This window comes from Bradyrhizobium sp. MI1.10 (genome assembly GCF_055811035.1).
This window is the reverse complement of record NZ_JBVVPN010000044.1, coordinates 33,618-58,669: the sequence shown is the minus strand read 5'-3', so window position 1 is coordinate 58,669 and position 25,052 is coordinate 33,618. Positions and strand designations below refer to the sequence as shown.

Below are 25,052 nucleotides of genomic sequence, written 5' to 3'. Positions count from 1 at the left end.
ACCAAAAAAAAGCGCCCCCAAAAAAACTCTCCCCCCCCCCGGCGTCCCCCCCGGGGGGGGGTCATTTTTTTTTTTGCGCCTCGGAATTTGTTGCAGTCCCGTCACAGAGCGGTGCGAACCATCCTCTGCGGCAATCCGCATCAGTTGCTATTGCGAATTAATCGCAATAAGGTTCGCAGCAGGCTCAGGAGCTTGGGAAGAAATCGGGCCGGATCGAGATCATCTCGTTCGATCGCGGAGCACCTAATCCTGATGACAGGGTCGCCGCGAATCGGCAGGGATAGTGCGGCGAGTGGACACACTCGCTTTGGGGGCGTGCGTTTTGACGTTGAGGGGTCACCGTTACAGGTATTTGCGGACGGCCGCGGCGATTGCCTCGGGCGTCTTGGCTTTGCCCGCCGCCAGCCGCGCGGCTGATCTGCCGCTGAAGGCACCAGCGCTGAAGGCCGTCTATGACTGGACCGGCCTCTACATCGGTGCGCATGCCGGCTACAGCCTCGGCTCGTCGCGCTCCGCGCTGAACGACGGCACCGGCATCAACGACAGCGGCGTCTTCAGCGGCATGATCGGCGGCGTGCAGGCCGGCTACAATTACCGTCTCAATTCCGGCTGGCTTCTCGGCGTCGAAGGGGATTTTTCTTTTCCGAACTACATCACCTCCAACTCGATCGTTTCCGTCCTGGCGACACCCGCCAACACCGTCACGCAGCAATGGGACTACACCGCGAGCGTGCGCGGGCGCCTCGGCTACACCAGCGGTCCATGGCTGGTCTATGCCACCGGCGGCTTTGCTTGGATGGGTGAGCGCTATTTCGACACGCCAGCCGCAGGCGAAGCAGTCCCGAAAATCCTGAACACGCGGCCCGGCTGGATCGCGGGTGCTGGCATCGAATACGGTTTCGCGCCGCATTGGAGCGCACGGGTCGAATATCTCAACAGCCGCTTCGACGGCGGCAATGTCGCCTTCTCCACGGGCGCCCAATACAATTCTTCATCGCTCGACTTCCAGTCGGTCCGGCTTGGCCTCAACCGCAAGGTCGATTGGCCGGGCATGCCGAGCTACAATCCCAAGAGCTCGGGAATCGGCTCGCTGATCGACACGGAATCGGATCGCTGGGAGATCCACGGCCAGAGCACGTATCTGCCGCAAGGCTATCCTTCGTTCCCCGCCCTCTACACCGGGCCGAACTCGCTCTCGCCATCACGGCAGGCCAAGGCGACCTGGAGCAACAGCCTGTTCCTGAACGCAAAGCTGTGGGACGGCGGCGAGGTCTATTACAATCCCGAACTGCTGCAGGGATTTGGATTGAACGACACCGTCGGTGCGGCCGGCTTCCCGAATGGCGAAGCGCAGAAGTCGAACTTTCCCTATCCGCATTACAACACCTCGCGCCTGTTCGTGCGCCAGACGTTTGGCTTTGGCGGCGAGCAGGAAGAGCTCGCGAGCGGCCAGTTGCAGCTCGGACAGAAGGTCGACGTTTCCAGGCTCACGGTGCAGGCCGGCAAATTCCCCGTGATCGACGTGTTCGACGGCAACGCCTACGCCAAGGACACCCGCAAGGACTTCATGAACTGGTCGCTGTGGGCGCCAGGCGCCTTCGACTATTCCGCCGACAAGGTTGGCCTCACCTACGGCGTCACCGCCGAGCTGAACCAAAAGCAGTGGGCGTTGCGCGGCGGCTACTTCCTGATGGTCGCCGAGTCCAATTCGAATCATTTCGACACCAGGGTCGGCGAGCGCGGCCAGTACGTGCTCGAGCTCGAAACGCGCTTCTCGCTGCTTGGCCAGCCCGGCAAGCTCAGGACCATAGGCTGGCTCGACAGCGCCAATATGGGCAGCTTCCGCGAGACGCTGAACAATCCGGCGCTCAATCTCGACATTGCGCAGACCCGGCGCGGCCGTCTGAAGTATGGCTACGTGCTCAACCTCGAGCAGGCGATCACCGAGGATGTCGGTCTGTTCGGCCGTTGGAGCTGGAATGACGGCAAGACCGAGACGCTGGCCTTCACCGACATTCACCGCAGCCTGTCCGGTGGTCTTTCGATCAAGGGCACGAAATGGGGCCGGCCCGATGACGTGATTGGCGTCGGCGGCGCCATCAATGCCATCTCGCAGGATTATCGCGACTTCCTGGCCGCCGGCGGCCTCGGTGTTCTCATCGGCGATGGCGCGCTCAACTACCGCCGCGAGCGCATCCTCGAAACCTATTACGCCTATGCGCTGAACAAGAATCTCACCCTCACCGCCGACTACCAGCTGATCGTCAACCCCGCATACAACGCTGATCGCGGCCCGGTGTCGGTGTTCTCGGGACGGCTGCACGGCGAGTTCTGAGCGCGGCTCAGAACAACAGCGCGACGCCCGAGACGAACAGCAGCGCGAGCACGATCTTGCGGAACGCGGCCTCGTCGATGCGGCCGAACAGTTTCAGCCCGAGCCACGTTCCCGCAAAGAGAAATGGCAGGCCGAGCGCGAACAGCTTTGCGGTCTCGAGCGTGAGCGAACCTTTGGCGCCCAGCAGGAGCGCCGCAATGGCGAACACCACGACCGCGACGGGCTGAAAGGTGGCGCGCTGAACACCCTTGGGCAGGCCGCGCAGATTGCACCAGATGGTGACGATGATGCCGGCGAGGCCGGTCAGGCCACCAAGCACACCGTTGACGAAGCCGATCGTCATGTCTGCGGCCGGCGGCACGATTGTCGCGACCTTGAGCTGCGGCTTGAAGAACGCATAGAGGCTGTAGACGATCAGGATCGCCCCAACCGCGATGCGGACGCTCTTGGGATCGGCCGAGGTCAGGAGTGACACGCCGACCGGCACGCCCACGACGGCACCGATCATAAAGGGCCACAGCCGCCGCCAGTCGAGCGCCGCGCGCAACTTCCAGACCGAGTAGCCCTGAACCAGAAGGCCAAAGCCGACGATCAGGCTGGCGCTCTGAAGCGGCGTCAGCACGTAAAGCCACAGCGATGCCGCGACGAGGCCGAAGGCAAAGCCGGAAAGGCCGGCGACGAATGCGCCGGCAAAGGTGGCCAACAGGAAAAGCGGTAGTTCGATTGCGATCCCGTCCATTGCTCGCTCCAAACATCAGCGAGCAGCGCTTGCGTGGGATCACCACTTCACGGGGAGGCTGCGACATCCCCGGTGGTGCGAGCCTAGGTGAAGCCGCTTCCCTCCACAATGACCTTGTTACGCAGCCCGGATCGCGTCCAGGAACTTCCCGACCTCGATCTTGAGGCGGCTGCTCTCGCCGGACAGCGACTTCGCTGACGCGAGCACGGTGGAGGAGGCCGATCCGGTCTGGCTCGCGCCGCGCTGCACGTCGACGATGCTGGCGGAGACCTGCTGGGTGCCGCGCGCCGCCTGCTGCACGTTGCGGGAAATCTCCCGCGTCGCCGCGCCCTGCTCCTCGACCGCGGAGGCGATCGCCGATGCGATCTCGGACATGCGGGTGATGGTGTCGCTGATCGACTTGATGGCGCCGACCGAATCCTCCGTCGCGCTCTGGATTCCCGTGATCTGCTGGCTGATCTCGCCGGTGGCCTTGGCGGTCTGCTCGGCCAGCGCCTTGACCTCGGAGGCGACCACGGCGAAACCGCGCCCGGCCTCGCCGGCGCGCGCCGCCTCGATCGTTGCATTGAGCGCCAGAAGATTGGTCTGGCCCGCGATCTGGCTGATGAGCTCGACCACGTCGCCGATCCGGCCGGCAGCCTTGGCGAGCTCGCCGACATAGTCGTTGGTCCGCGCGGCCTGCTGCACCGCTTCGCTGGCCACCCGCGCGGAATCCTGGACCTGACGGCCGATCTCGTCGACCGAGGACGCCATTTCCTCCGCGGCCGCGGCAACGGTCTGCACGTTGGTGGAGGCCTGTTCGGAGGCGGCCGCGACCGTCGCGGTGACCTTTTCCGATTGATCGGCGGTACTCGTCAGCGTTCCCGCCGACACTTCCAGCTCCGACGATGCCGACGACACAGTGTTGATGACGTCGCCGATCAACGCTTCGAAATCGCGCGCGATCTGGTCCATGCGCTGGCTACGCTGGAGCTTCGCCTCGGCTTCGACCGCGGCGGCCTCGTCGGCGGCCTTCTTGGCGGAGAGCGAGTCCTTGAAGTGCTGGAGCGAGCCCGCCACCTGGCTGATCTCGTCATTGCGGCCCGTCACGGGAATCTCGACCTCGTGCTGCCCAGCCGCAAGCGTTGCGATCACGTCCGCGAGCCGGCCCAGCGGCGTCACCACGCGCCGGCGCAGCATCATGGTCACGCCACCGAGTGTCCCCAGCAGCGCCAGCACCGCCACGCCCGCGAGCGCGAGCATCGCCAGCGCGCCGTCGCGCGCGGCCACGGCGCGCTCGGCAGCTTCGACCAAGGCGGCATCGCGCACGCCGTAGAACATCTGGATCGCCGGTACGATGACGCTGGCCAGCTCTTCGGCATTGATGCCGTACTTGCCGTCGCCACGTGCCGCAGGCATTTCCTTGTCCACGACGAGCGCTGCCTTCCCGAAGTAAGAATCCGTCGCCGCCTTCAGCGCGGTGGCGATGCGGGGCGGGCTTCCGAGTTGGTCGATACCGGCCTCGATGCGCTCGCGGTCGGCCTCGACACGTCCCTGCATCCGATCCATCAGCGAAAATTCAGCCGCCGTGAGCGGTCGGCGTGCGCTCAGCGCCGGCGACAGCGAGGCGGCGCGGCTACCGGCCGAGACGCGCAGATCCTGCGCCGTTCGCGCCAGGCTCAACAGTGCCGCAAGCGAGGAATCGGCATTGATGACCTTCGCTTCGAGCCGGTTCATGATCGGCTCGATATTGCCGATGACCTCGGCAACGCCCGGAAGGAAGCCCTTGATCGCAGCGCTGTCGCGCGTCGCCAGCGGAACGCTCATCGCGCGATCTGCCGCGGTGGTGATATCCTTGAGCCGCCGCGCGGTACGGTCCAGGTTTTCGATCATTGGCCCGGAATCATCCAGCACCGTGATGGCGCGCCTTGCCCCCTCGAACGCGACATCGACCGCTTTCGCCGCCTTCGCGGCGGCTTCGATCTGGACCTGGGTCGCAGCGTTCTCCTGGAAAATCGGGGAAATGTAGGGGGCACGAAGGCTAGCAATGTGCTGACTGACCGTCAGGGTCGCACCAAAGGCGTCGACCGTCTTGATCGCGTCGGAGCGGTTCGCGAAGATGCGCGCCTGGGGTATCAGCACCTCGGCGCCAAGGATGACTGCAAAAACCGTCACCGTCAGCATCGACAGCGCAAAGAGCTTCCCGATCCGCATCTGATCCCCCGAATACATTCCTGCAAATGCCGAAAACTTAGCCGGTTGCCGCTAAGAGCCCGTTAAGCAACGGCATGCCCGTAGTTCCGCGGAGTATTGGGCTTCGAGTGCCTTCCGGACGGTGTCGCCGAAGTTCCTTCGCGATGCCGGATACGACAGAATCGTCGGCATTTCTCCCCCGAATACCTATATCAAGGCCTGTGTCGCCATCCGCGCCACACTCCATTACCTCGGAACATCAATGCTCTCCGCCGAACTCGCCATCGTCGTCGTCCTGATCGTCATCAACGGCTTGCTGTCCATGTCCGAGCTGGCCGTGGTCTCGTCACGTCCGGCCCGGCTGTCGATGCTCGCCGCCAAGGGCGTCCGCGGCGCCGAGCGGGCGCTGACGCTCGCGGCCGATCCCGGCAAATTCCTCTCGACGGTGCAGATCGGGATCACACTGGTCGGCGTCCTCTCCGGCGCGTTCTCGGGCGCGACGCTCGGACAGCGGCTGACGCAATGGCTGCTTGAGCTCGGCCTGTCCGCAGGAATTGCCGATATCGTCGGAGTGGGCCTGGTTGTCACGCTCATCACCTACGCCACCCTGATCGTCGGCGAGCTGGTGCCGAAGCAGGTGGCGCTGCGTGACCCCGAGAGCATCGCGGTCAGGGTTGCACCCGCGATGCACGTGCTTGCGAAGGTCTCGCTGCCGCTGGTCTTCCTGCTCGATCTCTCCGGCAAGCTGATCCTCACGCTGCTCGGCCATGGCGGCAAGTCCGAAGAGAAGGTCTCGGAAGACGAGATCCATCATCTCGTCAGCGAAGCCGAAAGCGCGGGCGTGCTCGAGTCAGGTGAAAAGGAGTTGATCGCGGGCGTGATGCGGCTCGGCGATCGGCCGGTCGGCGCGATCATGACGCCGCGCACGGAGGTCAACGAGATCGACCTGAACGATACGCCGGAGAGCATTCGAGCGACCATCGCCAAGAGTCCGCATTCACGCTTTCCCGTCTCCGACGGCGACCGCGACAAGCCGATTGGCGTGCTCCAGGCCAAGGACCTGCTGGTCGCCTTCATGAACGAGCGCACGCCGGATTTGCGCGTGCTGGTTCGCGAGGCGCCGGGCATTCCCGCCTCGGCCGATGCCCGCGACGTGCTGGCGATCCTGAAGGCTGCGCCGGTGCATGTGGGCCTCGTCTACGACGAATACGGCGCCTTCGAAGGCATCGTGACGACGGCTGACATTCTGGAATCGATCGTCGGCGCCTTCCATTCCGAGGAAGGCCCACCGGAACCGGCCTACGTCAAGCGCGCGGACGATTCGCTGCTGGTCTCAGGCTGGATGCCGGTCGACGAATTCGGCGAGCTGCTCGGCATCGAACTGCCGCCGCACCGCTACAACACCGTCGCCGGCCTCGTGCTGCAACAGTTCAACGTGCTGCCTGATGTCGGCGACGCCTTCGACTTCGGCGACTGGCACATCGAGGTGGTCGATCTCGACGGACGGAGGATCGACAAGATTCTCGCGAGCCGGCGGAGCGAAGTAGAAACGGGGTGAGCGAGCGGCGACGTGTTGAAATGCAGATCGCCGCACTAAGCTTCACGTCGTCCCGGCCTAGTGCGCTGGAGCCCTCACCCGAACCTCACCCCGATCCGCTTTTCCTTGCGCCAGATCACGGTGCAGGCGAGATGTGTTCCGTCGGCCTGGACGAACAGGCTGAAACGGTCGGGGATGCCGACGGGACTGCTGACGTCGAGCGCGGCGCCGGTATCGGACAGGTTGCGGATGGTGCAGTCGATCGCGCCGCCGCCGCCGAACTCGATCGTTCCGGCCTTCAGCACGCGATGCCTTGCCTTGTCGCGCCGCTCATCCATGGCGACAATCTACACCCAAAGCTGAACCAAACGTTAAACGCAGCCCTCGTTGCGATGCTTTTGCGCGCGGGGCCTGCGGCCTTGCAAGTGGACCGGCGCCTACAGCGCCGGCTGGAACGTCTCTGTCCGCGCCATCCGCCAGGCGTCGCGGAAGCGCGGGTCTTCGGTGCCTTCGAGCAGTTCGCCCGGACGCAGCGACGGATAAAGCTGCGCGAACGATTTCACGTCCGTCGTCGAGGTGCGCTGCGAGAAATGGATCGGGCGCAGCTGCTGCGGATGTTCGAGACCGGCCGCGGCGATCAGCTCGGTCAGCGAGTGCAGCGTCGCAAGGTGATAATTGTGCACGCGGTCGATCTTGAGCGGCACATAGAGCGCACGCGCACGCGTCGGGTCCTGCGTCGCGACGCCGGTCGGGCAGCGGTCGGTGTGGCAGCTCAGCGACTGGATACAGCCGAGCGAGAACATGAAGCCGCGTGCCGAATTGCAGTAGTCCGCACCGATCGACATGGCACGTGCCATGTCGAACGCGGTGGCGATCTTGCCGGAGGCGCCGATCTTGATGCGGTCGCGTGCGTTGATGCCTATCAGAGCGTTGTGGACGAAATTGACGCCCTCCCGCATCGGCATGCCCAAATGGTCCATGAACTCGAGCGGCGCGGCGCCGGTGCCGCCCTCGTTGCCGTCGACCACGATGAAGTCAGGATAGATGCCGGTCTCGATCATTGCCTTGCAGATCGCCAAAAATTCCCAGGGATGGCCGATGCACAGCTTGAAGCCGGTCGGCTTGCCGCCGGCGAGCTTTCGCATCTCGCCGATGAACTGCATCATGCCGACAGGTGTCGAGAAGGCGCGATGCGAGGCCGGCGAGATACAATCCTCACCCATCGCGACGCCGCGGATCTTGGAAATCTCCTCCGAGACTTTCGCCGCCGGCAGCACGCCGCCATGACCGGGCTTGGCGCCCTGGCTGATCTTGAGCTCGACCATCTTGATCTGGTCCTGGCTCGCGACGCGCGCGAAGGCTTCGGGATCGAAGGCGCCGTCGAGATGGCGGCAGCCGAAATAGCCCGAACCGATCTCCCAGATGATGTCGCCGCCCATCTCCGCGTGATAGGGGCTGAAGCCGCCCTCGCCGGTGTCGTGCGCGAAGCCGCCCTTCTTGGCGCCGGCATTCAGCGCGCGCACGGCGTTCGGGCTGAGCGCGCCAAAACTCATCGCGGAGATGTTGAACACCGAAGCCGAATACGGCTTGGCGCAATCCGGTCCGCCGATGGTGACGCGGAATTTCTCCTCGGCATGCGTCTTCGGCGAGACCGAGTGATGCATCCACTCATAACCCTCGCGGTAGACGTCCTCCTGGGTGCCGAACGGACGCTTGTCGAGCTGCATCTTGGCGCGCTGATAGACCACCGCACGAATGTCGCGCGAGAACGGCATGCCGTCCTTCTCGCTCTCGAAGAAATACTGCCGCATCTCCGGGCGAATTTCTTCGAGCAGGAAGCGGATATGCGCCGAGATCGGGTAGTTGCGCAGGACGGCGTGGCCCTTCTGCATGAGGTCGCGGACGCCCAGCAGCGTCAACGCGCCGAAGATCAGAATCGGGATCAGCAGGATGTCGAAGATCTTGCGGTCGGCGATGCCGATGCCGATTAGCAGCGCGGTGACCACCGCGCAGATCGTCAGGACGATGAAGCGCGGGGAGAATGGCAGCAGCAGGGTTTCCATGATCCCCTCTTCCACCAGCGGCAGCCGTTTGGCGGATATGTTGGCCGATAAGTGAGGCGATTCCTGCGTCTTATTCTCGTCGGCCACGATTCCCATCCTCTCGCCAGCATGAGGCGGTACGATACGCCCGCGCCTGTCATACGGATATGACGCGGCGGTTGTTTCAGGCTAGCGAATTCGGCGGGGACAAATCAATCAGCCCGATGGGCGGGCTGGTGCGGTGCAGCAGAGCCCGGAATGGATGGCCATTAACCGGTCAAGGTGCTTTACCCAGGCAAGCGTGCGGGGGGTTGGGCCGGCCCCCCCCCCCCGGGCCCCCCCCCCCCCCCCGCCGGGTGGGGGACCAAAAGTGCGGGGGGGTTGGCGGGGCCCCCGCCCCCCTCGCGGGCCCCGCCCCCCCCACCCCCCCCCCCCGCGCCCCCCCCCCCCCCCCCCCCCCCCCCCCCCCCCCCCCCCCACGCCGAGAGGGCCTACCGCTCGACGAAGGCCTTTTCGATCACGAAATGGCCGGGCTTGTTGCCGGAGCCCTCGACGAAGTCGCGGCCCTCGAACATCAGTTTCAGCTCTTCGAGCATCGCCGGGCTGCCGCACATCATGATGCGGTCGGTCGCAATGTCGAGCGGACGCTGGCCGATGTCGTTGAAGATCTGCTCGGAGCTGATGAGATCGGTGATGCGGCCGCGGTTCTTGAACGGCTCGCGGGTCACGGTCGGGTAGTAGATGAGCTTGTCCGCAAGCAACTCCCCGAACAGTTCGTCCTCGCGAAGACCGGCGACGAGCTTCTCGCCATAGGCGAGCTCGGAGACCTGACGGCAGCCATGCACCAGCACGATGCTGTCGAACTGGTCGTAAACCTCGGGGTCCTTGATCAGGCTGGCGAAGGGCGCCAAGCCCGTGCCGGTCGAGAGCAGCATCAGCCGCTTGCCGGGGATGAGGTTGTCGGTGATCAGCGTGCCGGTCGCCTTGCGGCCGACCAGGATGGTGTCGCCTTCCTTGATCTTCTGGAGACGCGACGTCAGCGGGCCGTCCTGAACCTTGATCGAGAAGAACTCGAGCTCTTCCTCGTGATTGGCGCTCGCCATGCTGTAGGCGCGGAGCAGCGGGCGGCCCTCAACCTCGAGGCCGATCATCGCGAACTGGCCGTTCTGGAAGCGGAAGCCGGAATCCCGGGTCGCGCGAAAGCTGAACAGGGTGTCGGTCCAGTGCTGGACGGAAAGAACCTTCTCTCGGTAAAACGCGCTCATGATTTTCGATATTCCGAATAATTGCGGTTTTAGGGCAAAAGCGTTGCCCGGCCCCTGAAAGCGGAGCGGACACCATTGCCATGGCGGAGGATTTCGCGTGTGTGATCTACGCCATTGAGACCAATAATCAACCTCGTTCCGGATGCAATTGATGCCGGTCAAACCGGCATTTGCGGCGGAAATGGTCACACCATTAATGGATCTGCCGTCCGGCGCATGCGGAGGGCAATTTCTTTTCCCTCCGGGGCTCGAATACAGCACTTAATTTCCGTAGTGCTCGCGAGAATTTCATTAAGAATAGCTCTGATTTCACCCCCGTTTGGCGCCGTTTCCCGGATTTTTGCGGCTTTTGGCGCCAAGATCGACTGGAACTGACGACTGGGACTGGCGACTGAGACACATGGCGAGCGGCGAGCGGATCTTCGTGCAGGCGATCAAGCGCTATTGCGCGACCCACGGCATCGCGCTCGATGTCCGCGCCGATGGCTGGCTGCTCGCGATGCGCCGGGGCGAGCAGCGCCACTTCGCGTTCGGCTACGACATCGGCCTCAACAGCGCCATCGCGCACCGCCTGGCCAACGACAAATCGGCCGCCGCCGAGGTGCTGGCGCTCGAGGGCGTGCCCTGCATTCCCCATCGCCTCTTCCTCAATCCGAAGTTGGGCGGGAAGGTTGTCGGCGTCGCCTGGCGAGAGACCATGCTGGCGTTGCTTCACGACAATCCGCAAGGCGTGGTGGTGAAGCCGAACGACGGGACGTCGGGACGATCCGTCTTCAGGGTAACGACGGAAACAGAGCTCGATCATGCGGTTGGCGAAGCCTTTTCGATGAGCGCCGGACTCGTGATCTCACCCTATGTCGTGATCGAGGATGAAGTTCGCGTGGTACTGCTCGACGATGTGCCACTCGTCGTCTACAGCAAGCAGCTTGGCCCGGATTGGCGGCACAATCTCGATGCGGGTGCAACGCCCGTGCTGATGCGGGACGACGATCTACGCGCAGCCTGCGCAAAGCTCGCCATCGATGCCGCCAATGCCATCGGCATCACCTTCGCATCGATCGACCTCGTGCACGTCGACGGCGTCTGGCGTGTGCTCGAGATCAACTCAGGCGTGATGATGGAGACGCTGGCGAAGCTGCATCCGGAGCTGGTGCAGACGACGTACGATGCGGCGCTGGATCGGGTGTTCGGGGACGAACACTGAGCGACACGCGCTGGCGACTTCAGCTCACCGCCAGCCGATACGCAGCCTTGGCATTCACGCCGAACGCCTTCTCCCGCACCTGCGGCCCGAGCTCCATCAGGCACGCCTCCAGCGCGCCCTTGATCTCGCCATAGCTTCCCGCGAGCAAACATACTGGCCAGTCCGAGCCGAAGATCAGGCGATTCTCGCCAAAGCAGGTCGCGGCGTGCGCGACGAATGGAAACAGCCGCTCCGCATTCCAGTCGCTCCACACCGCTTCCGTCGCCAGCCCCGAGACCTTGCACCAGACATTGCCGCAGGCCGCGAGTGCCGCGATGCCATTGGACCATTCAGTGCTTCCGCCATCGGCGATCGGCGGCTTGGCTGCGTGGTCGAGCACGAAGCGCGCCTGCGGGAACGCTTGTGCTGTTGCGATCGCGGCCGGCAGCTCGCGGGTGCGGACCAGGAAATCGTAGGCGAGATCGTGCGCGAACACGGCCGTGAGGCCGCGCTGGACGTCCTCGCGCAACAGCCAATCCGGGTCGGCCTCGTCATGGACCTGGTGGCGGATGCCGACCAGCTTGTCGCCGCCGGGCGAAGCACGCAACTGCTCCAGCGTCTCGCCAAGTTCAGCGTCGGTCAGATCGGCCCAGCCGACGATGCCAATCACTGAGGGCGTCGCATGCGCGATCCTCAAAAATTCCTCGGTCTCCGCCAGTGCGGAGCGGCACTGCACCAGGATGCTCGCGTCGATGCCGTTGGCTTTCAAGAGCGGCGCGAGATCGGCCGGACCGAAGGCACGCCGGAGCGGCGTGAGCTCGGGCGCGTCCATCCAGGGATAGTCGGCGCGCGCGGGATCCCAGAAATGCTGGTGAGCGTCGACGATCATGCCTTACGCTCCGCCCGGCAATGGTGCGCGGGCATCGACGAGTTTTCGCCCACGCAGCTCCCAGCTCATCTGCGTGCCGTGCTTGCGGCAGAGCACGTCGAGCAGGCGATCGACCTTGGTCGAGATGGCGAAGGAGTCACGGGGTTGTTGCCGCAGGAATGCGCCAAGGCGTCGCTCCGCGAGGCCAAAGCCGTAGAGCGGCGCGGTGTCGAAGAAGCGGATTCCGAGCGACCAGGCGCGGGCGATGGTCGCTTCCGCATCGGCATCGCTGACGGGGGTGAACAATCCGCCGAGCGGGGCGGAACCGAGGCCGAGTGAGGTGACATCGAGAGAGCCGAGCCGCGACCTTTTCATTCCCACTGCCTCAACAGTCTTCCCAATAACCAAAATCATCTCTCCCGCTTGCGACAAGCGCAAGCGGGAGAGGCACGCAGGAGCGCGGGGCTGGCGACGCTCCTACTTCAACATCTGCGCAACGTTGTCCTTGGTGACGAGATCGAGGCCGGTATAAACGATCTCCGGCACCTTCTCGCCCTTCTTGATGGCGAGCAGCGTGTCCATCGCCTTCTCGCCCATCTCGAACGGACGCTGGCCGACCAGCGCATTGGCATAGCCATCGCGCAACAGCTCGAGCTGCATCTTCAGCGTATCGGCCACGACAAGCGTGAACTTGCCGGAATCGATATCCTTCTTGTACCTGGACGCGAAGGCCTTGAAGCCTTCGGGGGCGAACATCGGCCAGCCGCCGATGGGAACGATCGCGGCGAGGTCGGGCGTCGCGGTGCGCATGTCAGTCATCTGCTGAACCGCCAGCGCGGGATCGTCATTGCAGAACGTGGGAGAGCCCGCGACCTCGGTCCATTTCGAGCCCTTCAACGCCTCGCGGACGCCGTCGACGCGCTCGGCGAGGTTCTTGGCGCCGGGACCACCCGAGACCATGGCGTATTTGCCACCGTCGGGCCGCAGCTTCAGGAGCTGCTTGCCGAGGGCGACGCCGAACTCCTTGTTGTTGGTGCCGATATAGGCGATGCGCTTGGCGCCGGGCGCATCGGCGTCGAAGGTGATGACGGGGATGCCGGCCGCGGTCGCCGCGTCGATCGACTTGGTCATCGCCGCAACGTCGGCAACCGAAATGGCGAGGCCGTCGACCTTCTGGGTGACGAAGTCCTGGATGATCTGGGCCTGCGTCGCCGGCTCGTGCTCGACCGGCCCCTTGTAGATGCACTCGATATTGCCGAGCTCCTTGGCACGCTTCAGGCAGCCGTCGCGCGCGAAATCGAAGAACGGATTGTTCATCGCCTTGGGCACGATCACGAACCGGTAGTTTGCGGCAAACGCCGGCGTAGCCATCATCGCGACCGCGATGCCGGCAAGTAGAAATTTCCTCATCGTCTCCTCCACCCTTCTTTGGCGCCTGTCCTCTCAAGATCGTCCGGGAAGCGGACAGGCGGCATTTTCGTTGCCGTCCCGGAACGATTTCGTTTCAGATCATCCGCGAGCGGATGCGGTCGACCAATACGGCCAGGATGATGATCACGCCCACCAGCGTCTGCTGCCAGTAGGAGCTGACCTGGGCGAGCACGAGGCCGTTGCGGATCACCTCGAGCAGCACGCAGCCGACGATGGCGCCGAGTGGACCGCCGATCCCGCCGGCGAGATTGGCACCGCCGATGACGGCCGCAGCGATCACGTTGAGCTCGTAGGACGTCGCCATGTTGGCCGGCGCCGACCCGAGCCAGCCGGAGATGATGATGCCCTGGAGGCCAGCGGCGAGCGCGCAGATCACATAGACCTCGATCTTCACCCGCACGACCGGGATGCCGGTGAGTTCGGCCGCCTTCTCGTTGCCGCCGAGCGCGAACACGTGACGGCCGAACGAGCTGTGGTGCAGCACCACGGCCATCGCCAGCGCGAGGACGATCAGATAAATGAACGGCACGGGCACGCCGAGCACGTCGCCCGAGGTGAGCGCGTAGAAATAATCGGCATCCGGCCCACCTGGAAAGCTGCCGCGTCCGTTGGAGACGACATAGCCGAGCCCGCGCACGATCGAGAGCATGCCGAGCGTGGTGACGAACGGCGACAGGCCGAGCACCGCGATACAGAAGCCGTTGACGAGGCCGGCGAGCAGCGCGACGCCGAGGCCGGCGAGAAGCGAGACCACCAGGATCAGGCCGGGGACATTGGCGAGCACGGTCTTGCCGTCGGCCGCCATGTGCACGAACAGGGAGCCTGCCGGCGAGCCGGGCGCCGACAGCTCGGTCATCACCATCGAGGTGACCATGGCGGAGAAGCACATCATCGAGCCCACCGACAGATCGATGCCGCCGGTGATGATTACGAAGGTGACGCCGAGCGTCGCAATGGCGATGAAGGAGAAATTCTTCGCCACGTTCTGCATGTTGCCTTCGGTGAAGAAGTACGGGCTGGCGAAATGCATGACCACCAGCAGCACGGCGAGTGCGAGCAGGACATAGCCGGTCTGGGACGCGAAGATGCCGCGCTGCCACCATCTGATCTTGCCGATGTTCGAAAAGGTGATCGGGGATTCCAAGGGCATGGCCATCACGCCGCCTCCTTCGCGCCGGTGATCAGGGCGGTGACCTCCTCGGGAGAGGTCTGGTGGATGGGCTTGTCGGCCCGCTTTTCGCCGCGGCGCATGACGATGACGCGATCGCACACCGCGAACACGTCGGGCATGCGATGCGAGATCAGCATCACGGCAACGCCCTGCTCCTTCAGCCGGTGGATCAGGCCGAGCACCTGCTCGACCTGGCGGACCGAGATCGCGGCCGTGGGCTCGTCCATCATGACCAGCTTCGCGTTGGAGAGCCGCGTCCGCGCGATCGCAACCGCCTGGCGCTGACCGCCCGACATCTGCTTGACGAGATCGTCGGGGCGCGTCTCCGAGCGCAGCTCGCCGAACAGCTCCAACGCACGCGCAGCCATCGCTTTGTGGTCGAGCAACGCGAACGGCCCTATCCTGCGCTTCAGCTCGCGGCCGAGAAAGACGTTGGCTGCCGCCGTGAGATTGTCGGCGAGCGCAAGGTCCTGATAGACCACCTCGATGCCGACGCCGCGGGCATCGATGGGCCGGTTGAAATGAACCGCGCTGCCGGCGAAGCGGATTTCGCCGTGGCTGGGGCGGAAATTGCCGGCGATGATCTTGACCAGCGTCGACTTGCCCGCGCCGTTGTCGCCCATCAGGCCGACGACCTCGCCGGGAAGGACCTGCATGTCGACATCATGCAGCGCGCGGATCGCGCCGAACTCCTTGCCGATGCCGGTCAGCTCGAGGACCGGTGTTGCTTGTGCATTTGTCATCAGCGGCCTTCCTCAGACGTAGCGGTTGACGAGGGATTCAAGATATTCCTGCCGGCCCGAGCGCGGCTGTGGGTCAAAGCCCGGGCCGTGCGCGCGGTCGGCAAGTTCGGCGAGCGAGCGCTGGCCGCCGAGAATGGCGCGGCCCTCGGGCCCGGCCCATCCCTCGTAGCGTTTCGCGAGCGGCGCAGTGAGCACGCCGGAATCCAGCATGTCCGCGGCGGCGAGCAACGCCCGCGCGCAGGCGTCCATCGAACCGACATGGGCATGGATCAGATCGTCGGGATCGATCGACTGGCGGCGGATCTTGGCGTCGAAATTGAGCCCGCCGGAGCTGAAGCCGCCGCGGCTCAGGAGCTCGTGGAACACCAGGGCAAGCTCGGGCACGTTCATCGCGAACTGGTCGGTGTCCCAGCCGAGCAGATCGTCGCCGCGGTTGATGTCGAGCGAGCCGAACACACCCAGCGCCTCCGCGAGCGCGACCTCGTGATGGAAGGAGTGGCCGGCGAGGATGGCGTGGTTCTGCTCGATGTTGAGCTTGACGTCCTTCAGCAGGTCGTAACGCGCGAGGAAGCCGTAGCAGGTGGCGACGTCGAAATCATATTGATGCTTGGTCGGCTCCTTCGGCTTCGGCTCGATCAGGATTGGTCCCTTGAAGCCGATCTTGTGCTTGTGCTCGACGACCAGCGAGACGAAGCGGCCGAGCTGGTCGAGCTCGCGCTTGAGATCGGTGTTGAGCAGCGTCTCGTAACCCTCGCGCCCGCCCCACAGCACGTAGTTCTCGCCGCCGAGACGGTGCGTCACCTCCAGCGCGGCGCGGACCTGGCCGGCGGCATAGGTGAAGATCTCGGGGTCCGGATTGGTGGCCGCGCCCGCCATGTAGCGGCGATGCGTGAACAAATTGGCGGTGCCCCAGAGCAGGCGCACTTTGCTCGAGGCCATCTTCGCTTCGAACAGATCGGCGATGGCATTGAGGTTGGCGACGGATTCGCCAAGCGAGTTACCTTCCGGCGCCGCATCGACGTCGTGGAAGGTGAAGAAGGGCACGTCGAGCAGACGAAACAGTTCGAAGGCGACGTCAGCCTTGGCGCGCGCCTGCGCCATCGCATCGGCGCCGTGATGCCAGGGTCGCAGGAACGTCTCGCCGCCAAAGGGATCGCCGCCGGGCCAGCACAACGAATGCCAATAGCAGACCGCAAAGCGCAGATGGTCCTCCATCCTGCGGCCATGGACGAGGCGGTCCTTATCGTACCAGCGGAAGGCAGGCGCGTTTCCCGCATCCCCGCCGGCGAAGGCGACAGGTACGCTTGTATCGAAGAATTTCGCTGACGCAGTCACTTAGGCACACTCCTTCAACGCGGGATAAAGTTCGCGCCAGCGGCGATAGGCCTCGTCATAGGCCGCAGCCACGGATGCGCGAGGCGTAAAGCTCGCGAGCCGGCGCGGACGGGTGCAAACCGCAGCCGCGTCTTCGCCGGTGGCGGCGAGCCGTCCGAGCCTGGCGGCGCCGAGCGCCGCCCCGACCTCGCCCTCCTCGACGCGGTGGACGGGAATGCCGAGCACATCTGCGCAGATCTGCGCCCACAGCGGCGAGCGCGAGCCGCCGCCGACGAGATCGACCTCGGCAAGCGGTCCGCCGGCCGCGCTCAGCGCCGCCAGATTGTCGCGCGCGGCGAAGGCGACGCCTTCGAGCACGGCCTGAACGATCTGGGAGCGCCCGGTCGCACCGCGCAGGCCGACAAAGGCACCGCTGGCGGCGGCATCGTTGTGCGGCGTGCGCTCGCCGTCGAGATAGGGCAGGAATTTGACCGGACTCGGTCCATCGACGCGCTCGCCGAGCGGCGCCAGCAGCGCTGCGGCCGGAACCTCCATCACGCCGGCGAGCCAGGCCAGCGAAGCCGCAGCCGACAGCATCACGCCCATCTGATGCCAGCGGCCGGGCAGCGCGTGACAGAACGCATGGACCGCCGAGGCCGGCGCCGGCGCGAACCGATCAGTGACGCGGAACACCACGCCGGATGTGCCAAGCGACAGGAAGGCATCGCCCGGCGCGATGGCGCCGAGCCCGATCGCGCTCGCGGCATTGTCGCCGGCGCCGCCGGCGACCACGACATTCTTTGCCATGCCCCAGCGTTGGGCGTAATCCGGCGCGAGCGTCGCGCTGACCTCGCTGCCCTCGACCAGGCGCGGCATGTGGTGGAGATCGAGCCCGGTGGCATGCAGCAGCAGCGCCGACCAGCGGCGCAGACCGACGTCGAGCCACAGCGTGCCGGCCGCGTCCGACATGTCCTCGATCATCTCGCCGGTCAGTCGATAGCGCACATAGGCCTTCGGCAGCAGCACCTTTGCGACGCGCGCGAAGATTTTTGGCTCATGCCTGGCGACCCAGAGCAGCTTCGGCGCGGTGAAGCCGGGCATGGCCAGATTACCGGCGATGGTGTGCAACGAGGGGCAGCGCCGCTCCAGCGCGACGCATTCGGCGTGCGAGCGGCCGTCGTTCCAGAGGATCGCGGGACGCAGCGGCCGTCCGTCCTCGTCCAGCAGCGTCGCGCCATGCATCTGGCCGGATAGCCCGATGCCGCGCATCCGCGCGACCTCGCGCGGATGGCGGGCGGCAAGATCGTCGACCGCGCCGACCGCCGCATCGACCCAGCCATCGGGATCCTGCTCGGACCACAGCGGCGCGGGATGCGACAGCGCGAGCTCTCGCGCCGCCGTCGCGACAACCGCGCCGGCTTCGCTGACGAGCACCGCTTTCACACCTGATGTGCCGATGTCGATTCCGAGAAACACGCCGTCCTCCCTTTCGCCTGTTGCGGTGCGCGAACTCAAGGTCGCCTTATCCGCAACGGGGTCGTTTTGAATTCCACCTGCCGTTAAGGCAGATTGTCTCGCATCACGATGTCGATCCTGATCTTCTCCTGTTCGCGCAAGATCGGCTCGCCACGGGCGAGCGCGAGCAGCACGCGCACGGCGGCGCGCGCTTCGTGTCCGGGGTTCTGCGAGATCGCGGCATGCATCACGCCCTGCAGCAGCAGCCGGCGCGTCAGCGCGGTGAGGTCGTGTCCGACGAACACCACCTGCCTGTCGCGGCCGGCATCGCTCAAGGCCTTCTCATTCAACGCGTTGGCGACGCCTTGCGTGCCGGCGCCGACATTATAAAGACCCACAATATCGGTATGCCTGCCCAGCAGCCGCGCCAACAATTGTTCCGAACGCGCGTCCTCGTCGCGTCCTTCGAGCACCGGCAGCACGCTGAGGCCGGGGAATTCCGACGCCATCACCTGGTTGAAGCCAAAAATGCGCTCGGCATGGTCGCGCAGGCCCTGCGAGCCCGCGACGATCGCGACCTTGCCGGACTTTTGTCCGACCAGCCGCCCGACCAGCGCGCCGGCGGTGCGCCCCGCGGCAATATTGTCGATACCGACATAATGGTGCCGGCGCGACGACGGCACGTCCGAGACCAGCGTCACGACCTTGGCGCCGGCATCGACGAGATCGTCGATGGCGGCGCGGACGCCGGGATGGTCCAGCGCGACCACGGCGATGCCGTCGTAATCATCCGAGAGCCCTTCAAGGGAAGCGGCGAGCACGGACGGATCGAAGACGTCGGTCGCGACCGTCTCGACGCCGAGGCGGCGGGACGACAGCCAGCCCGACATCTCGCCGAGATAGTCCTGGATCTGCTGCATGAACGGGTTCGGCCCCGACGGCATCACGAAGGCGAAACGGCGGGCGCGGCCGCGGGCGAGCTCGGCGGCGGCCACGTGCGGCTGGAACGAATTGCGCTCGATCGCCTCCTTGACGCGCCGGACCGTATCCGGCCGCACGCCCGGACGATTGTGCAGGACGCGGTCCACCGTCGCGAGGCTGACGCCGGCCTGGCGGGCGATGTCCTTCAGCGTCAGCGCAGTCGTGGTGAGCGTCTCGGCCATGGCTGAAGGCTAGCAGAGGTGTTTTGAGGTACGCAACTCATTTTGAGGGGCGGCGAGCATTTTCGCTCGGCTGAGCCCAGGAACAGCTTTTCCCGTCCGCCGTTGCTGCCCCGTGCATAACGATATCACCCATGATCCCGGTGAGGGATTGAGCCCGACGCTCGAGCGCAACATCCAGGCCCTGGTCGAGCGCCGCCGCCGCGAGCAGCGCGGTGCCAGGGGTCAGGAAAAACTTGCCGATGCGATCACGGCGTTCACCGGCAGCATGGCGTTCGTCTATCTCCATGTCGCGGTGTTCGGCTTCTGGATCATCGCCAATCTGCACTGGCTGCCGGGAATCCCGGCCTGGGACGAGAGCTTCGTGGTGCTGGCGATGATTGCTTCGGTCGAGGCGATCTTCCTGTCGACATTCGTGCTGATCTCGCAGAACCGCATGAGCGCAGCAGCGGACAAGCGCGCCGATCTCGATCTCCAGATCAGCCTTCTCGCCGAGCACGAATTGACCAAGGTTGCCCGCCTGCTCACGCAGATCGCCGAGCGGCTCGACGTCCAGCCCGATTCGAAGCGCGATCTGGAGGAGGCAAGCCGGGACATCGCCCCCGAGCGCGTGCTCGACAGGATCGAGGAGACGCGCTCCTGAGCTATCGGCTCGCCGACAGATCCAGGGTCAGGAACAGGCTGTTGGGATCCTCGACATAGCCCTGGAACGGGCCGCAGAGGACAAAGCCATGCGCCTGGTAGAGCGCGTGCGCCGGCTTGAAATAGTCCCAGGAGCCGGTTTCGAGGCTGAGCCGCGCCATGCCGCGCGCGCGGGCTTCCGTGATGATGTGGCGGAGCATCTCACCGCCAAAGCCGCGCCGCCGCGTGGTCTGGAGCGTGTGCATCGACTTCACCTCGCCATGCGCTCCCGACAGCGACTTCAGCGCACCGGTGGCGACCAGCGTGTCGCCGTCCCAGCCGGTCCAGAACGCGACTTCCGGGGCACGAAGCCCGGCGAGATCAAGCGCATGCGCACTGCCCGGCGCGGTCTGTGCTCGCGCCGCCGCAACGTGATGGTCGAGCAGCGCGATGACGCGCGGATCAAAGGTGTCGCCGGTGCGGATCTGCATCGTCAGGGCCTCACATCTTGCCGTAGGACGCGCCGCGGCGCGTGATGATGACGTAGCGCGCGTCCTGTCTGGTCTCGTTCTCGAAGATCACCGCGCGCATCACGTCGAAGTCGAGACAGTCGCCTTCGCGCAGGCGAACCGCCTTGGCGTCGATGTGCACGGCGATCGCGCCCTCCAGCATCAGCAGCTGCTGGGTGAAGGCGTTGCGCCCCCAGGGGCTGTACGGCACCCGCGCGCCGGCCGGCAAATCGACGACGATAACCTCGATGCCGCTCGCCGCGTCCGTCGGCGAGGCGTGACGGCGGCGATAGCCGCTGTCGGGATCGCGCCAGTGCGGTTGGTCGGCGAGCCGCACCAGCCGCTCCGGCGGCTTCTCGGCCAGCGCCACCACGTCGCTCAAGGACACATCGAGCGCCGCGCAGAGCTTGTTGAGCAGCGACGCCGTCGCACTGCTCTGCGCCCGCTCCACCCGCCCGATCATGGCCCGGCTGACGCCGGAGCGCGTGGCAAGCTCATTCAGCGTCATGCCGGCTTGCGTCCGCACCGTCTTCAATCGGCGACCGATCGCGCGGTCGAGCTTTTGCTGGTCCATGATCTCTGATCCAAACGTTGCCCGTCGCAGGGACCGCATCCGCCGGACGAGAAGATTAGGCCGGAGCAGCGGCGTATGCCGGGATCGAGGGGCTAATATATTGGAATCTTTGCGCGCCGGGCAGCAACGTCTAGGATGGGCGCAATCACGATGCAGCGGGAGGTGTGGCATGAACGGACCGACGCAACGGATCATCAAGGCAAACGGCATCAGCCTCAACGTCGCCGAACAGGGCGAAGGGCCGCTGGTGCTGCTCTGCCACGGCTTTCCGGAAAGCTGGTATTCCTGGCGTCACCAACTCGCGGCGCTGGCCGCGGCCGGCTACCACGCTGTCGCGCCCGACATGCGCGGCTACGGCAAGAGCGACAAGCCCGAGGCGATCGACCAGTACACGATCCTCCACATGGTCGGCGACCTCGTCGGCGTGCTCGACGCTTTCGAGGCGAAGGACGCCGTCATCGTCGGGCACGACTGGGGCGCGACGATCGCCTGGCACACCGCGCGCCTGCGGCCCGATCGCTTCCGCGCCGCCGCCATTCTCAGCGTGCCCTATCGACCGCGCGGTCCGGTGCCGCCGACGAGTGTAATGCCACAGACGTCGGACGCGCAGTTCTATCAACTGTATTTCCAGGAGCCGGGTGTCGCCGAAGCGGAATTCGAAAGGGATCCGCGCGCAACGCTCGGCGCCATGCTCTATGGCGGTTCCGGCGAGGGCGCGGCGGTGATCCGCGCCAATGCCGAGCGTCAAGGGCGGACCGCCGGTGTCGGCATGGTCTCTCGCAAGGACGGCTTGCTGCCGAAAATGCAGGTGCCGCTGCCGCCGTGGCTGAGTAGCGCGGACCTCGACTATTACGGTGCCGAATTTGCCCACAGTGGGTTTCGCGGACCGCTCAACTACTATCGCAACATCGATCGCAACTGGGAGCTGATGGGCGCCTTCGAGGGCGTCAAGGTGGTCGTGCCCGCGCTCTTCATCGCCGGCGACCACGATATGGTCGTTTCCTTCCCCGGCGCCGGAGAGCAGATCGCCAACATGAAGCAGTCTGTGCCGCAACTGCGCGAGATCAAGATGTTGCCGGGCTGCGGACACTGGACGCAGCAGGAACGGCCGGCGGAGGTGAATGCGGCGATCGTGGAATTTCTGCGGAGCCTGCCGAACTAAAGGATGGAGCGGGCGAAGGGAATCGAACCCTCGTATGCAGCTTGGGAAGCTGCCGTTCTACCATTGAACTACGCCCGCGGATGCGCAGCCTGCGCCCGCTCTGATTAGCCGAGACGGCGCATCTCGCCAAGCGCTTTGGCGCAGGCCGCCTGACCCTTCTTAAGTTTCCGGTAAGATTTTGGGTGCGCCGGATTGTGGCGGTGTTATGATCGCCTGTCTGGGGAGACGTGCACTGAGTGGGGCGTGTGCATGGTGGGGCGTGGCTACGCGATATTCGACACGACCATAGGGCGCTGCGGCATCATCTGGAGCAGCACCGGGGTCGTCGCCGTGCAATTGCCGGAGGCGCGGGAGATCGACACCCGCCGCCGGATTTTCCAGGTCCATCCCGAGGCGCGCGAGCAGCGGCCTTCCGCGAACGCCGCGTTTGCGATCGAGGGCATCGTGGGCTTGCTGCAAGGCAGCGATGCCGATTTTTCCGAGGTCAGCCTGGATGCGAGCGGGGTGCCCGGCTTCAACCGGCGGGTCTATGAAGCCGCCTGCGCCATCCCGCGCGGGGAGACGCGCACCTACCACGAGATCGCCAAGGCGCTGGGCGCCTCCGGCGCCGCGCATTCTGTGGCACAGGCGATCGCGAAAAATCCCTACATGCTGATCGTGCCGTGCCACCGGGTGCTGGAGGCCGGCAATTACACCGACCGGCTCTCGCCCTATGGCGGGGTGATCTCCAAGCGGCGGCTGCTGTCGCTGGAGGGCGCCCATCCGATCGCCAGCAAGACGCTGTTCGACGTGCTGCTGCCCGTTGCCTCGCCGAGACCCTCCACCTAGATAGGTGGCATGGACGCGACCACGCTGCTGACGACCCCCTCGATGACCGTCTCGGAGTTTCGCTGCGACGCGGGACCGGACGACAGCCCGTTTGCGGAGTGTCGCACCGGCCATTCCATTGCCTATGTCCGCGCGGGAAGCTTTGGCTGTCATTGCCGCGCCGGCTTCTTCGATCTGGTGGCGGGCTCGATGCTGGTCGGCGCGCCGGGCGAGGAATACACCTGCACGCATGAGCATGTCGCCGGCGACGTCTGCCTGTCCTTTTTCCTCGGCGAGGATCTGGTCGACGCGCTCGGCGGCCGGCGAGACGTCTGGCAGGTCGGCGCGACGCCGCCGCTGCCCGAGCTGATGGTGCTGGGCGAGCTCGCCCAGACGGCGGCAGATGGCAACAGCGACCTCGGTCTCGACGAGGTCGGCCAGATCCTCGCCGGCCGTTTCGTCGATGTCGTCTCGGGCAAGGCGCGCAAGCCGACGACGCCGACCGCGCGCGACCGCCGCCGCGCCGTGGAAGCCGCGCTGTGGATCGACGCCAATTCGCATGCCGAGGTCGACCTCGAACAGGCCGCGCGGCAGGCAGGGCTCAGCCCGTTCCATTTCCTGCGGCTGTTCTCCGCCGTGCTCGGCGTCACCCCGCATCAATATCTGGTGCGCTCGCGCCTGCGGCATGCGGCGCGGCTGCTGACCGACGACGACATCGCAGTCACTGACATCGCCTATGACGTCGGCTTCGGCGATCTCTCCAACTTCGTCCGCACCTTTCACCGCGCCGCCGGCGTCTCGCCGACCAAGTTCCGTCAGGCCTCGAAGGGAGAGCGCAAGATTCTCCAAGAGCAGCTCGCCCTCAACTGACTAGGTTCGTCTCCGGCGCGCGCCGATTGCGGCGCGGTTTGGAAATGGAGACGACCATGTACGACCATATCGGATTGCGCGTTGCCGACCTCGACGCCGCAACGCGCTTCTACACCGCAGTGCTGGCGCCGCTCGGTTATGTCCTGTGCTCAAGCGGCGACGGTTATGCCGGCTTCGGACCGCAGGGCGCGCCGGCGCTGTGGCTGCACCTGAACAAGGGGCGGAAAGCCGATGGCGCGCATATCGCGTTTCGCGCTGGGGATCATGATTCGGTCAAGGCATTCCATAGCGAGGGCCTGAAGAGCGGCGGCCGAGACAATGGCGGCGCCGGCCCGCGCAAGGATTACAGCCCGACTTACTACGCGGCGTTTTTGATCGATCCCGATGGCAACAATGTCGAGGCGGTTTGCACGTGAGTACGGCAGGCCTCACCACACACATTGTCATGCCCCGGCTTGACCGGGGCATCCAGTACGCCGCAGCTTCTCGATTCATCACAGCGGCCTCTGGAATACTGGATCGCCCGATCAAGTCGGGCGATGACAGCTGAGATGACGGCGCTATCGCTCGCTTCTCTACATCACAGGATTCAACCAGGATTCAACAATGGCCTCCATCCACAACGACATTCCCCTCAACGCCCCGGCGCGCGACGTCTGGGATGCGGTGCGTGATTTCGGCGCGCTGCATCGGCGGCTGGCGCCGGGCTTCGTCACGGCCTGCGCGCTCGACGGCGACGCGCGCGTCGTCACCTTCGCCAATGGATCGGTGGCGCGCGAGGTGCTGGTCGATTGCGACGATGCGCGGCAGCGGCTGGTCTACGCGATCAACAACGAGCGGCTGAAGCATTACAGCGCCTCGGTGCAGGTGATCGCCGGGGGCGAGGCGAGAAGCCGCCTGGTCTGGATCATCGACATGCTGCCGAATGAGCTCGCGCCCTATGTGCAGGGACAGACCAAGGACGCTGTCGCCGCCATACACCGAGCGTTTCCAGCGGCGGCTGCGTGATATTTCTCACAGAGCCCCGCCCCTGTCCGCCGTAACCATGGCGGCGTGCGCCCGGTTGGCTCCGCTCTCCCGGCGGCGCCACGCAC

Annotated in this window: 23 protein-coding genes, 1 tRNA gene and 1 pseudogene; 9 read left to right on the top strand and 16 right to left on the bottom strand. The window is 65.3% G+C overall.

Annotation, left to right across the window (positions count from 1 at the left end):
• Positions 1-352: 352 nt before the first annotated feature.
• Positions 353-2,335: a carbohydrate porin gene (locus AC0L3K_RS32900; protein ID WP_473367588.1), complete on the top strand. Its 1,983-nt coding sequence runs from the start codon at positions 353-355 to the stop codon at positions 2,333-2,335.
• Positions 2,336-2,342: 7 nt separating this feature from the next.
• Here AC0L3K_RS32900 and AC0L3K_RS32895 read toward each other — a convergent pair whose 3' ends face one another.
• Positions 2,343-3,074 carry a sulfite exporter TauE/SafE family protein gene (locus AC0L3K_RS32895; RefSeq protein WP_354200109.1) on the bottom strand — a complete coding sequence of 244 codons (732 nt, stop codon included), beginning with the start codon at positions 3,072-3,074 and terminating at the stop codon, positions 2,343-2,345.
• Between the two features lie 117 nt (positions 3,075-3,191).
• Positions 3,192-5,267: a methyl-accepting chemotaxis protein gene (locus tag AC0L3K_RS32890; protein WP_354200110.1), complete on the bottom strand. Its 2,076-nt coding sequence runs from the start codon at positions 5,265-5,267 to the stop codon at positions 3,192-3,194.
• A 241-nt stretch (positions 5,268-5,508) separates the two neighbouring features.
• Here AC0L3K_RS32890 and AC0L3K_RS32885 point away from each other — a divergent pair, with 241 nt between their 5' ends.
• On the top strand, positions 5,509-6,804 hold the full coding sequence (locus AC0L3K_RS32885; RefSeq protein WP_473367587.1) for a hemolysin family protein: 1,296 nt from the start codon (positions 5,509-5,511) through the stop codon (positions 6,802-6,804).
• 74 nt (positions 6,805-6,878) lie between these two features.
• On the opposite strand, the gene AC0L3K_RS32880 is transcribed toward AC0L3K_RS32885, so the two are convergent.
• From AC0L3K_RS32880 to AC0L3K_RS32870, 3 genes are all read right to left on the bottom strand, one after another.
• Complete coding sequence (locus tag AC0L3K_RS32880) at positions 6,879-7,121, bottom strand: PilZ domain-containing protein (protein WP_219679104.1); 243 nt, start codon at positions 7,119-7,121, stop codon at positions 6,879-6,881.
• Between the two features lie 99 nt (positions 7,122-7,220).
• Entirely contained in the window at positions 7,221-8,942 is a 1,722-nt protein-coding gene (locus tag AC0L3K_RS32875; protein WP_473367586.1) for an FMN-binding glutamate synthase family protein, read from the bottom strand.
• Between the two features lie 374 nt (positions 8,943-9,316).
• A complete protein-coding gene (locus AC0L3K_RS32870; RefSeq protein WP_473367585.1) occupies positions 9,317-10,090 on the bottom strand; it encodes a ferredoxin--NADP reductase in 774 nt (257 codons plus the stop codon).
• 400 nt (positions 10,091-10,490) lie between these two features.
• On the opposite strand from AC0L3K_RS32870, the gene AC0L3K_RS32865 reads away from it, so the two are divergent.
• Positions 10,491-11,294, top strand: a complete 804-nt coding sequence (locus AC0L3K_RS32865; RefSeq protein ID WP_473367584.1) for an ATP-grasp domain-containing protein — start codon at positions 10,491-10,493, stop codon at positions 11,292-11,294.
• Between the two features lie 19 nt (positions 11,295-11,313).
• Here the strand turns inward: AC0L3K_RS32865 and AC0L3K_RS32860 are convergent, their stop codons facing one another.
• From AC0L3K_RS32860 to AC0L3K_RS32825, 8 genes and pseudogenes are all read right to left on the bottom strand, one after another.
• Positions 11,314-12,162, bottom strand: coding sequence for an amidohydrolase family protein (locus AC0L3K_RS32860; protein WP_354127000.1), 849 nt, complete (start codon positions 12,160-12,162; stop codon positions 11,314-11,316).
• Positions 12,163-12,261: 99 nt separating this feature from the next.
• A pseudogene (locus AC0L3K_RS32855) lies at positions 12,262-12,516 on the bottom strand (aldo/keto reductase); the annotation flags it as partial.
• A 102-nt stretch (positions 12,517-12,618) separates the two neighbouring features.
• The gene (locus tag AC0L3K_RS32850; RefSeq protein ID WP_247426944.1) at positions 12,619-13,551 is read right to left on the bottom strand and encodes a sugar-binding protein; all 933 of its coding nucleotides are present in this window, start codon (positions 13,549-13,551) and stop codon (positions 12,619-12,621) included.
• Between the two features lie 94 nt (positions 13,552-13,645).
• The gene (locus AC0L3K_RS32845) at positions 13,646-14,728 is read right to left on the bottom strand and encodes an ABC transporter permease (protein ID WP_354127001.1); all 1,083 of its coding nucleotides are present in this window, start codon (positions 14,726-14,728) and stop codon (positions 13,646-13,648) included.
• Entirely contained in the window at positions 14,728-15,486 is a 759-nt protein-coding gene (locus AC0L3K_RS32840; protein ID WP_354127002.1) for an ATP-binding cassette domain-containing protein, read from the bottom strand. The genes AC0L3K_RS32845 and AC0L3K_RS32840 overlap by 1 nt, the downstream gene beginning before the upstream one ends.
• A gap of 12 nt (positions 15,487-15,498) precedes the next feature.
• A complete protein-coding gene (xylA, locus tag AC0L3K_RS32835; protein WP_354127003.1) occupies positions 15,499-16,821 on the bottom strand; it encodes a xylose isomerase in 1,323 nt (440 codons plus the stop codon).
• Positions 16,822-18,276, bottom strand: coding sequence for a xylulokinase (xylB, locus tag AC0L3K_RS32830; protein ID WP_354127004.1), 1,455 nt, complete (start codon positions 18,274-18,276; stop codon positions 16,822-16,824).
• An 83-nt stretch (positions 18,277-18,359) separates the two neighbouring features.
• The gene (locus tag AC0L3K_RS32825; protein ID WP_219679087.1) at positions 18,360-19,418 is read right to left on the bottom strand and encodes a LacI family DNA-binding transcriptional regulator; all 1,059 of its coding nucleotides are present in this window, start codon (positions 19,416-19,418) and stop codon (positions 18,360-18,362) included.
• A gap of 112 nt (positions 19,419-19,530) precedes the next feature.
• Here AC0L3K_RS32825 and AC0L3K_RS32820 point away from each other — a divergent pair, with 112 nt between their 5' ends.
• On the top strand, positions 19,531-20,058 hold the full coding sequence (locus tag AC0L3K_RS32820; protein ID WP_007597837.1) for a DUF1003 domain-containing protein: 528 nt from the start codon (positions 19,531-19,533) through the stop codon (positions 20,056-20,058).
• 1 nt (position 20,059) lies between these two features.
• On the opposite strand, the gene AC0L3K_RS32815 is transcribed toward AC0L3K_RS32820, so the two are convergent.
• Together AC0L3K_RS32815 and AC0L3K_RS32810 are read right to left on the bottom strand one after the other, a co-directional pair.
• Positions 20,060-20,527: a GNAT family N-acetyltransferase gene (locus AC0L3K_RS32815; RefSeq protein ID WP_007597839.1), complete on the bottom strand. Its 468-nt coding sequence runs from the start codon at positions 20,525-20,527 to the stop codon at positions 20,060-20,062.
• Between the two features lie 10 nt (positions 20,528-20,537).
• Positions 20,538-21,119, bottom strand: a complete 582-nt coding sequence (locus AC0L3K_RS32810) for a helix-turn-helix domain-containing protein (RefSeq protein ID WP_219679084.1) — start codon at positions 21,117-21,119, stop codon at positions 20,538-20,540.
• Positions 21,120-21,288: 169 nt separating this feature from the next.
• On the opposite strand from AC0L3K_RS32810, the gene AC0L3K_RS32805 reads away from it, so the two are divergent.
• Complete coding sequence (locus AC0L3K_RS32805; protein ID WP_473367583.1) at positions 21,289-22,281, top strand: alpha/beta fold hydrolase; 993 nt, start codon at positions 21,289-21,291, stop codon at positions 22,279-22,281.
• A gap of 4 nt (positions 22,282-22,285) precedes the next feature.
• On the opposite strand, the gene AC0L3K_RS32800 is transcribed toward AC0L3K_RS32805, so the two are convergent.
• Positions 22,286-22,359, bottom strand: a tRNA-Gly gene (locus AC0L3K_RS32800).
• Positions 22,360-22,530: 171 nt separating this feature from the next.
• Between AC0L3K_RS32800 and AC0L3K_RS32795 the strand changes: the two genes are divergently transcribed.
• From AC0L3K_RS32795 to AC0L3K_RS32780, 4 genes are all read left to right on the top strand, one after another.
• Positions 22,531-23,109, top strand: coding sequence for a methylated-DNA--[protein]-cysteine S-methyltransferase (locus AC0L3K_RS32795; RefSeq protein ID WP_354200141.1), 579 nt, complete (start codon positions 22,531-22,533; stop codon positions 23,107-23,109).
• Between the two features lie 9 nt (positions 23,110-23,118).
• Positions 23,119-23,958 (top strand): helix-turn-helix transcriptional regulator, encoded by an 840-nt coding sequence (locus AC0L3K_RS32790; RefSeq protein ID WP_219679077.1) that lies wholly within the window; start codon positions 23,119-23,121, stop codon positions 23,956-23,958.
• 56 nt (positions 23,959-24,014) lie between these two features.
• Positions 24,015-24,374 (top strand): VOC family protein, encoded by a 360-nt coding sequence (locus AC0L3K_RS32785; RefSeq protein WP_007597847.1) that lies wholly within the window; start codon positions 24,015-24,017, stop codon positions 24,372-24,374.
• Positions 24,375-24,564: 190 nt separating this feature from the next.
• The gene (locus AC0L3K_RS32780; protein WP_473367582.1) at positions 24,565-24,966 is read left to right on the top strand and encodes an SRPBCC family protein; all 402 of its coding nucleotides are present in this window, start codon (positions 24,565-24,567) and stop codon (positions 24,964-24,966) included.
• Positions 24,967-25,052 lie beyond the last annotated feature (86 nt).

Excerpts from the sequence above, each read along its gene's own strand:
- AC0L3K_RS32895 (WP_354200109.1), bottom strand. The coding sequence starts at position 3,074 with ATGGACGGGATCGCAATCGAACTACCGCTTTTCCTGTTGGCCACCTTT.
- AC0L3K_RS32890 (WP_354200110.1), bottom strand. The coding sequence starts at position 5,267 with ATGCGGATCGGGAAGCTCTTTGCGCTGTCGATGCTGACGGTGACGGTT.
- AC0L3K_RS32885 (WP_473367587.1), top strand. The coding sequence starts at position 5,509 with ATGCTCTCCGCCGAACTCGCCATCGTCGTCGTCCTGATCGTCATCAAC.
- AC0L3K_RS32880 (WP_219679104.1), bottom strand. The coding sequence starts at position 7,121 with ATGGATGAGCGGCGCGACAAGGCAAGGCATCGCGTGCTGAAGGCCGGA.
- AC0L3K_RS32875 (WP_473367586.1), bottom strand. The coding sequence starts at position 8,942 with ATGGGAATCGTGGCCGACGAGAATAAGACGCAGGAATCGCCTCACTTA.
- AC0L3K_RS32870 (WP_473367585.1), bottom strand. The coding sequence starts at position 10,090 with ATGAGCGCGTTTTACCGAGAGAAGGTTCTTTCCGTCCAGCACTGGACC.
- AC0L3K_RS32865 (WP_473367584.1), top strand. The coding sequence starts at position 10,491 with ATGGCGAGCGGCGAGCGGATCTTCGTGCAGGCGATCAAGCGCTATTGC.
- AC0L3K_RS32860 (WP_354127000.1), bottom strand. The coding sequence starts at position 12,162 with ATGATCGTCGACGCTCACCAGCATTTCTGGGATCCCGCGCGCGCCGAC.
- AC0L3K_RS32850 (WP_247426944.1), bottom strand. The coding sequence starts at position 13,551 with ATGAGGAAATTTCTACTTGCCGGCATCGCGGTCGCGATGATGGCTACG.
- AC0L3K_RS32845 (WP_354127001.1), bottom strand. The coding sequence starts at position 14,728 with ATGGCCATGCCCTTGGAATCCCCGATCACCTTTTCGAACATCGGCAAG.
- AC0L3K_RS32840 (WP_354127002.1), bottom strand. The coding sequence starts at position 15,486 with ATGACAAATGCACAAGCAACACCGGTCCTCGAGCTGACCGGCATCGGC.
- AC0L3K_RS32825 (WP_219679087.1), bottom strand. The coding sequence starts at position 19,418 with ATGGCCGAGACGCTCACCACGACTGCGCTGACGCTGAAGGACATCGCC.
- AC0L3K_RS32815 (WP_007597839.1), bottom strand. The coding sequence starts at position 20,527 with ATGCAGATCCGCACCGGCGACACCTTTGATCCGCGCGTCATCGCGCTG.
- AC0L3K_RS32810 (WP_219679084.1), bottom strand. The coding sequence starts at position 21,119 with ATGGACCAGCAAAAGCTCGACCGCGCGATCGGTCGCCGATTGAAGACG.
- AC0L3K_RS32805 (WP_473367583.1), top strand. The coding sequence starts at position 21,289 with ATGAACGGACCGACGCAACGGATCATCAAGGCAAACGGCATCAGCCTC.
- AC0L3K_RS32795 (WP_354200141.1), top strand. The coding sequence starts at position 22,531 with ATGGTGGGGCGTGGCTACGCGATATTCGACACGACCATAGGGCGCTGC.
- AC0L3K_RS32790 (WP_219679077.1), top strand. The coding sequence starts at position 23,119 with ATGGACGCGACCACGCTGCTGACGACCCCCTCGATGACCGTCTCGGAG.
- AC0L3K_RS32785 (WP_007597847.1), top strand. The coding sequence starts at position 24,015 with ATGTACGACCATATCGGATTGCGCGTTGCCGACCTCGACGCCGCAACG.
- AC0L3K_RS32780 (WP_473367582.1), top strand. The coding sequence starts at position 24,565 with ATGGCCTCCATCCACAACGACATTCCCCTCAACGCCCCGGCGCGCGAC.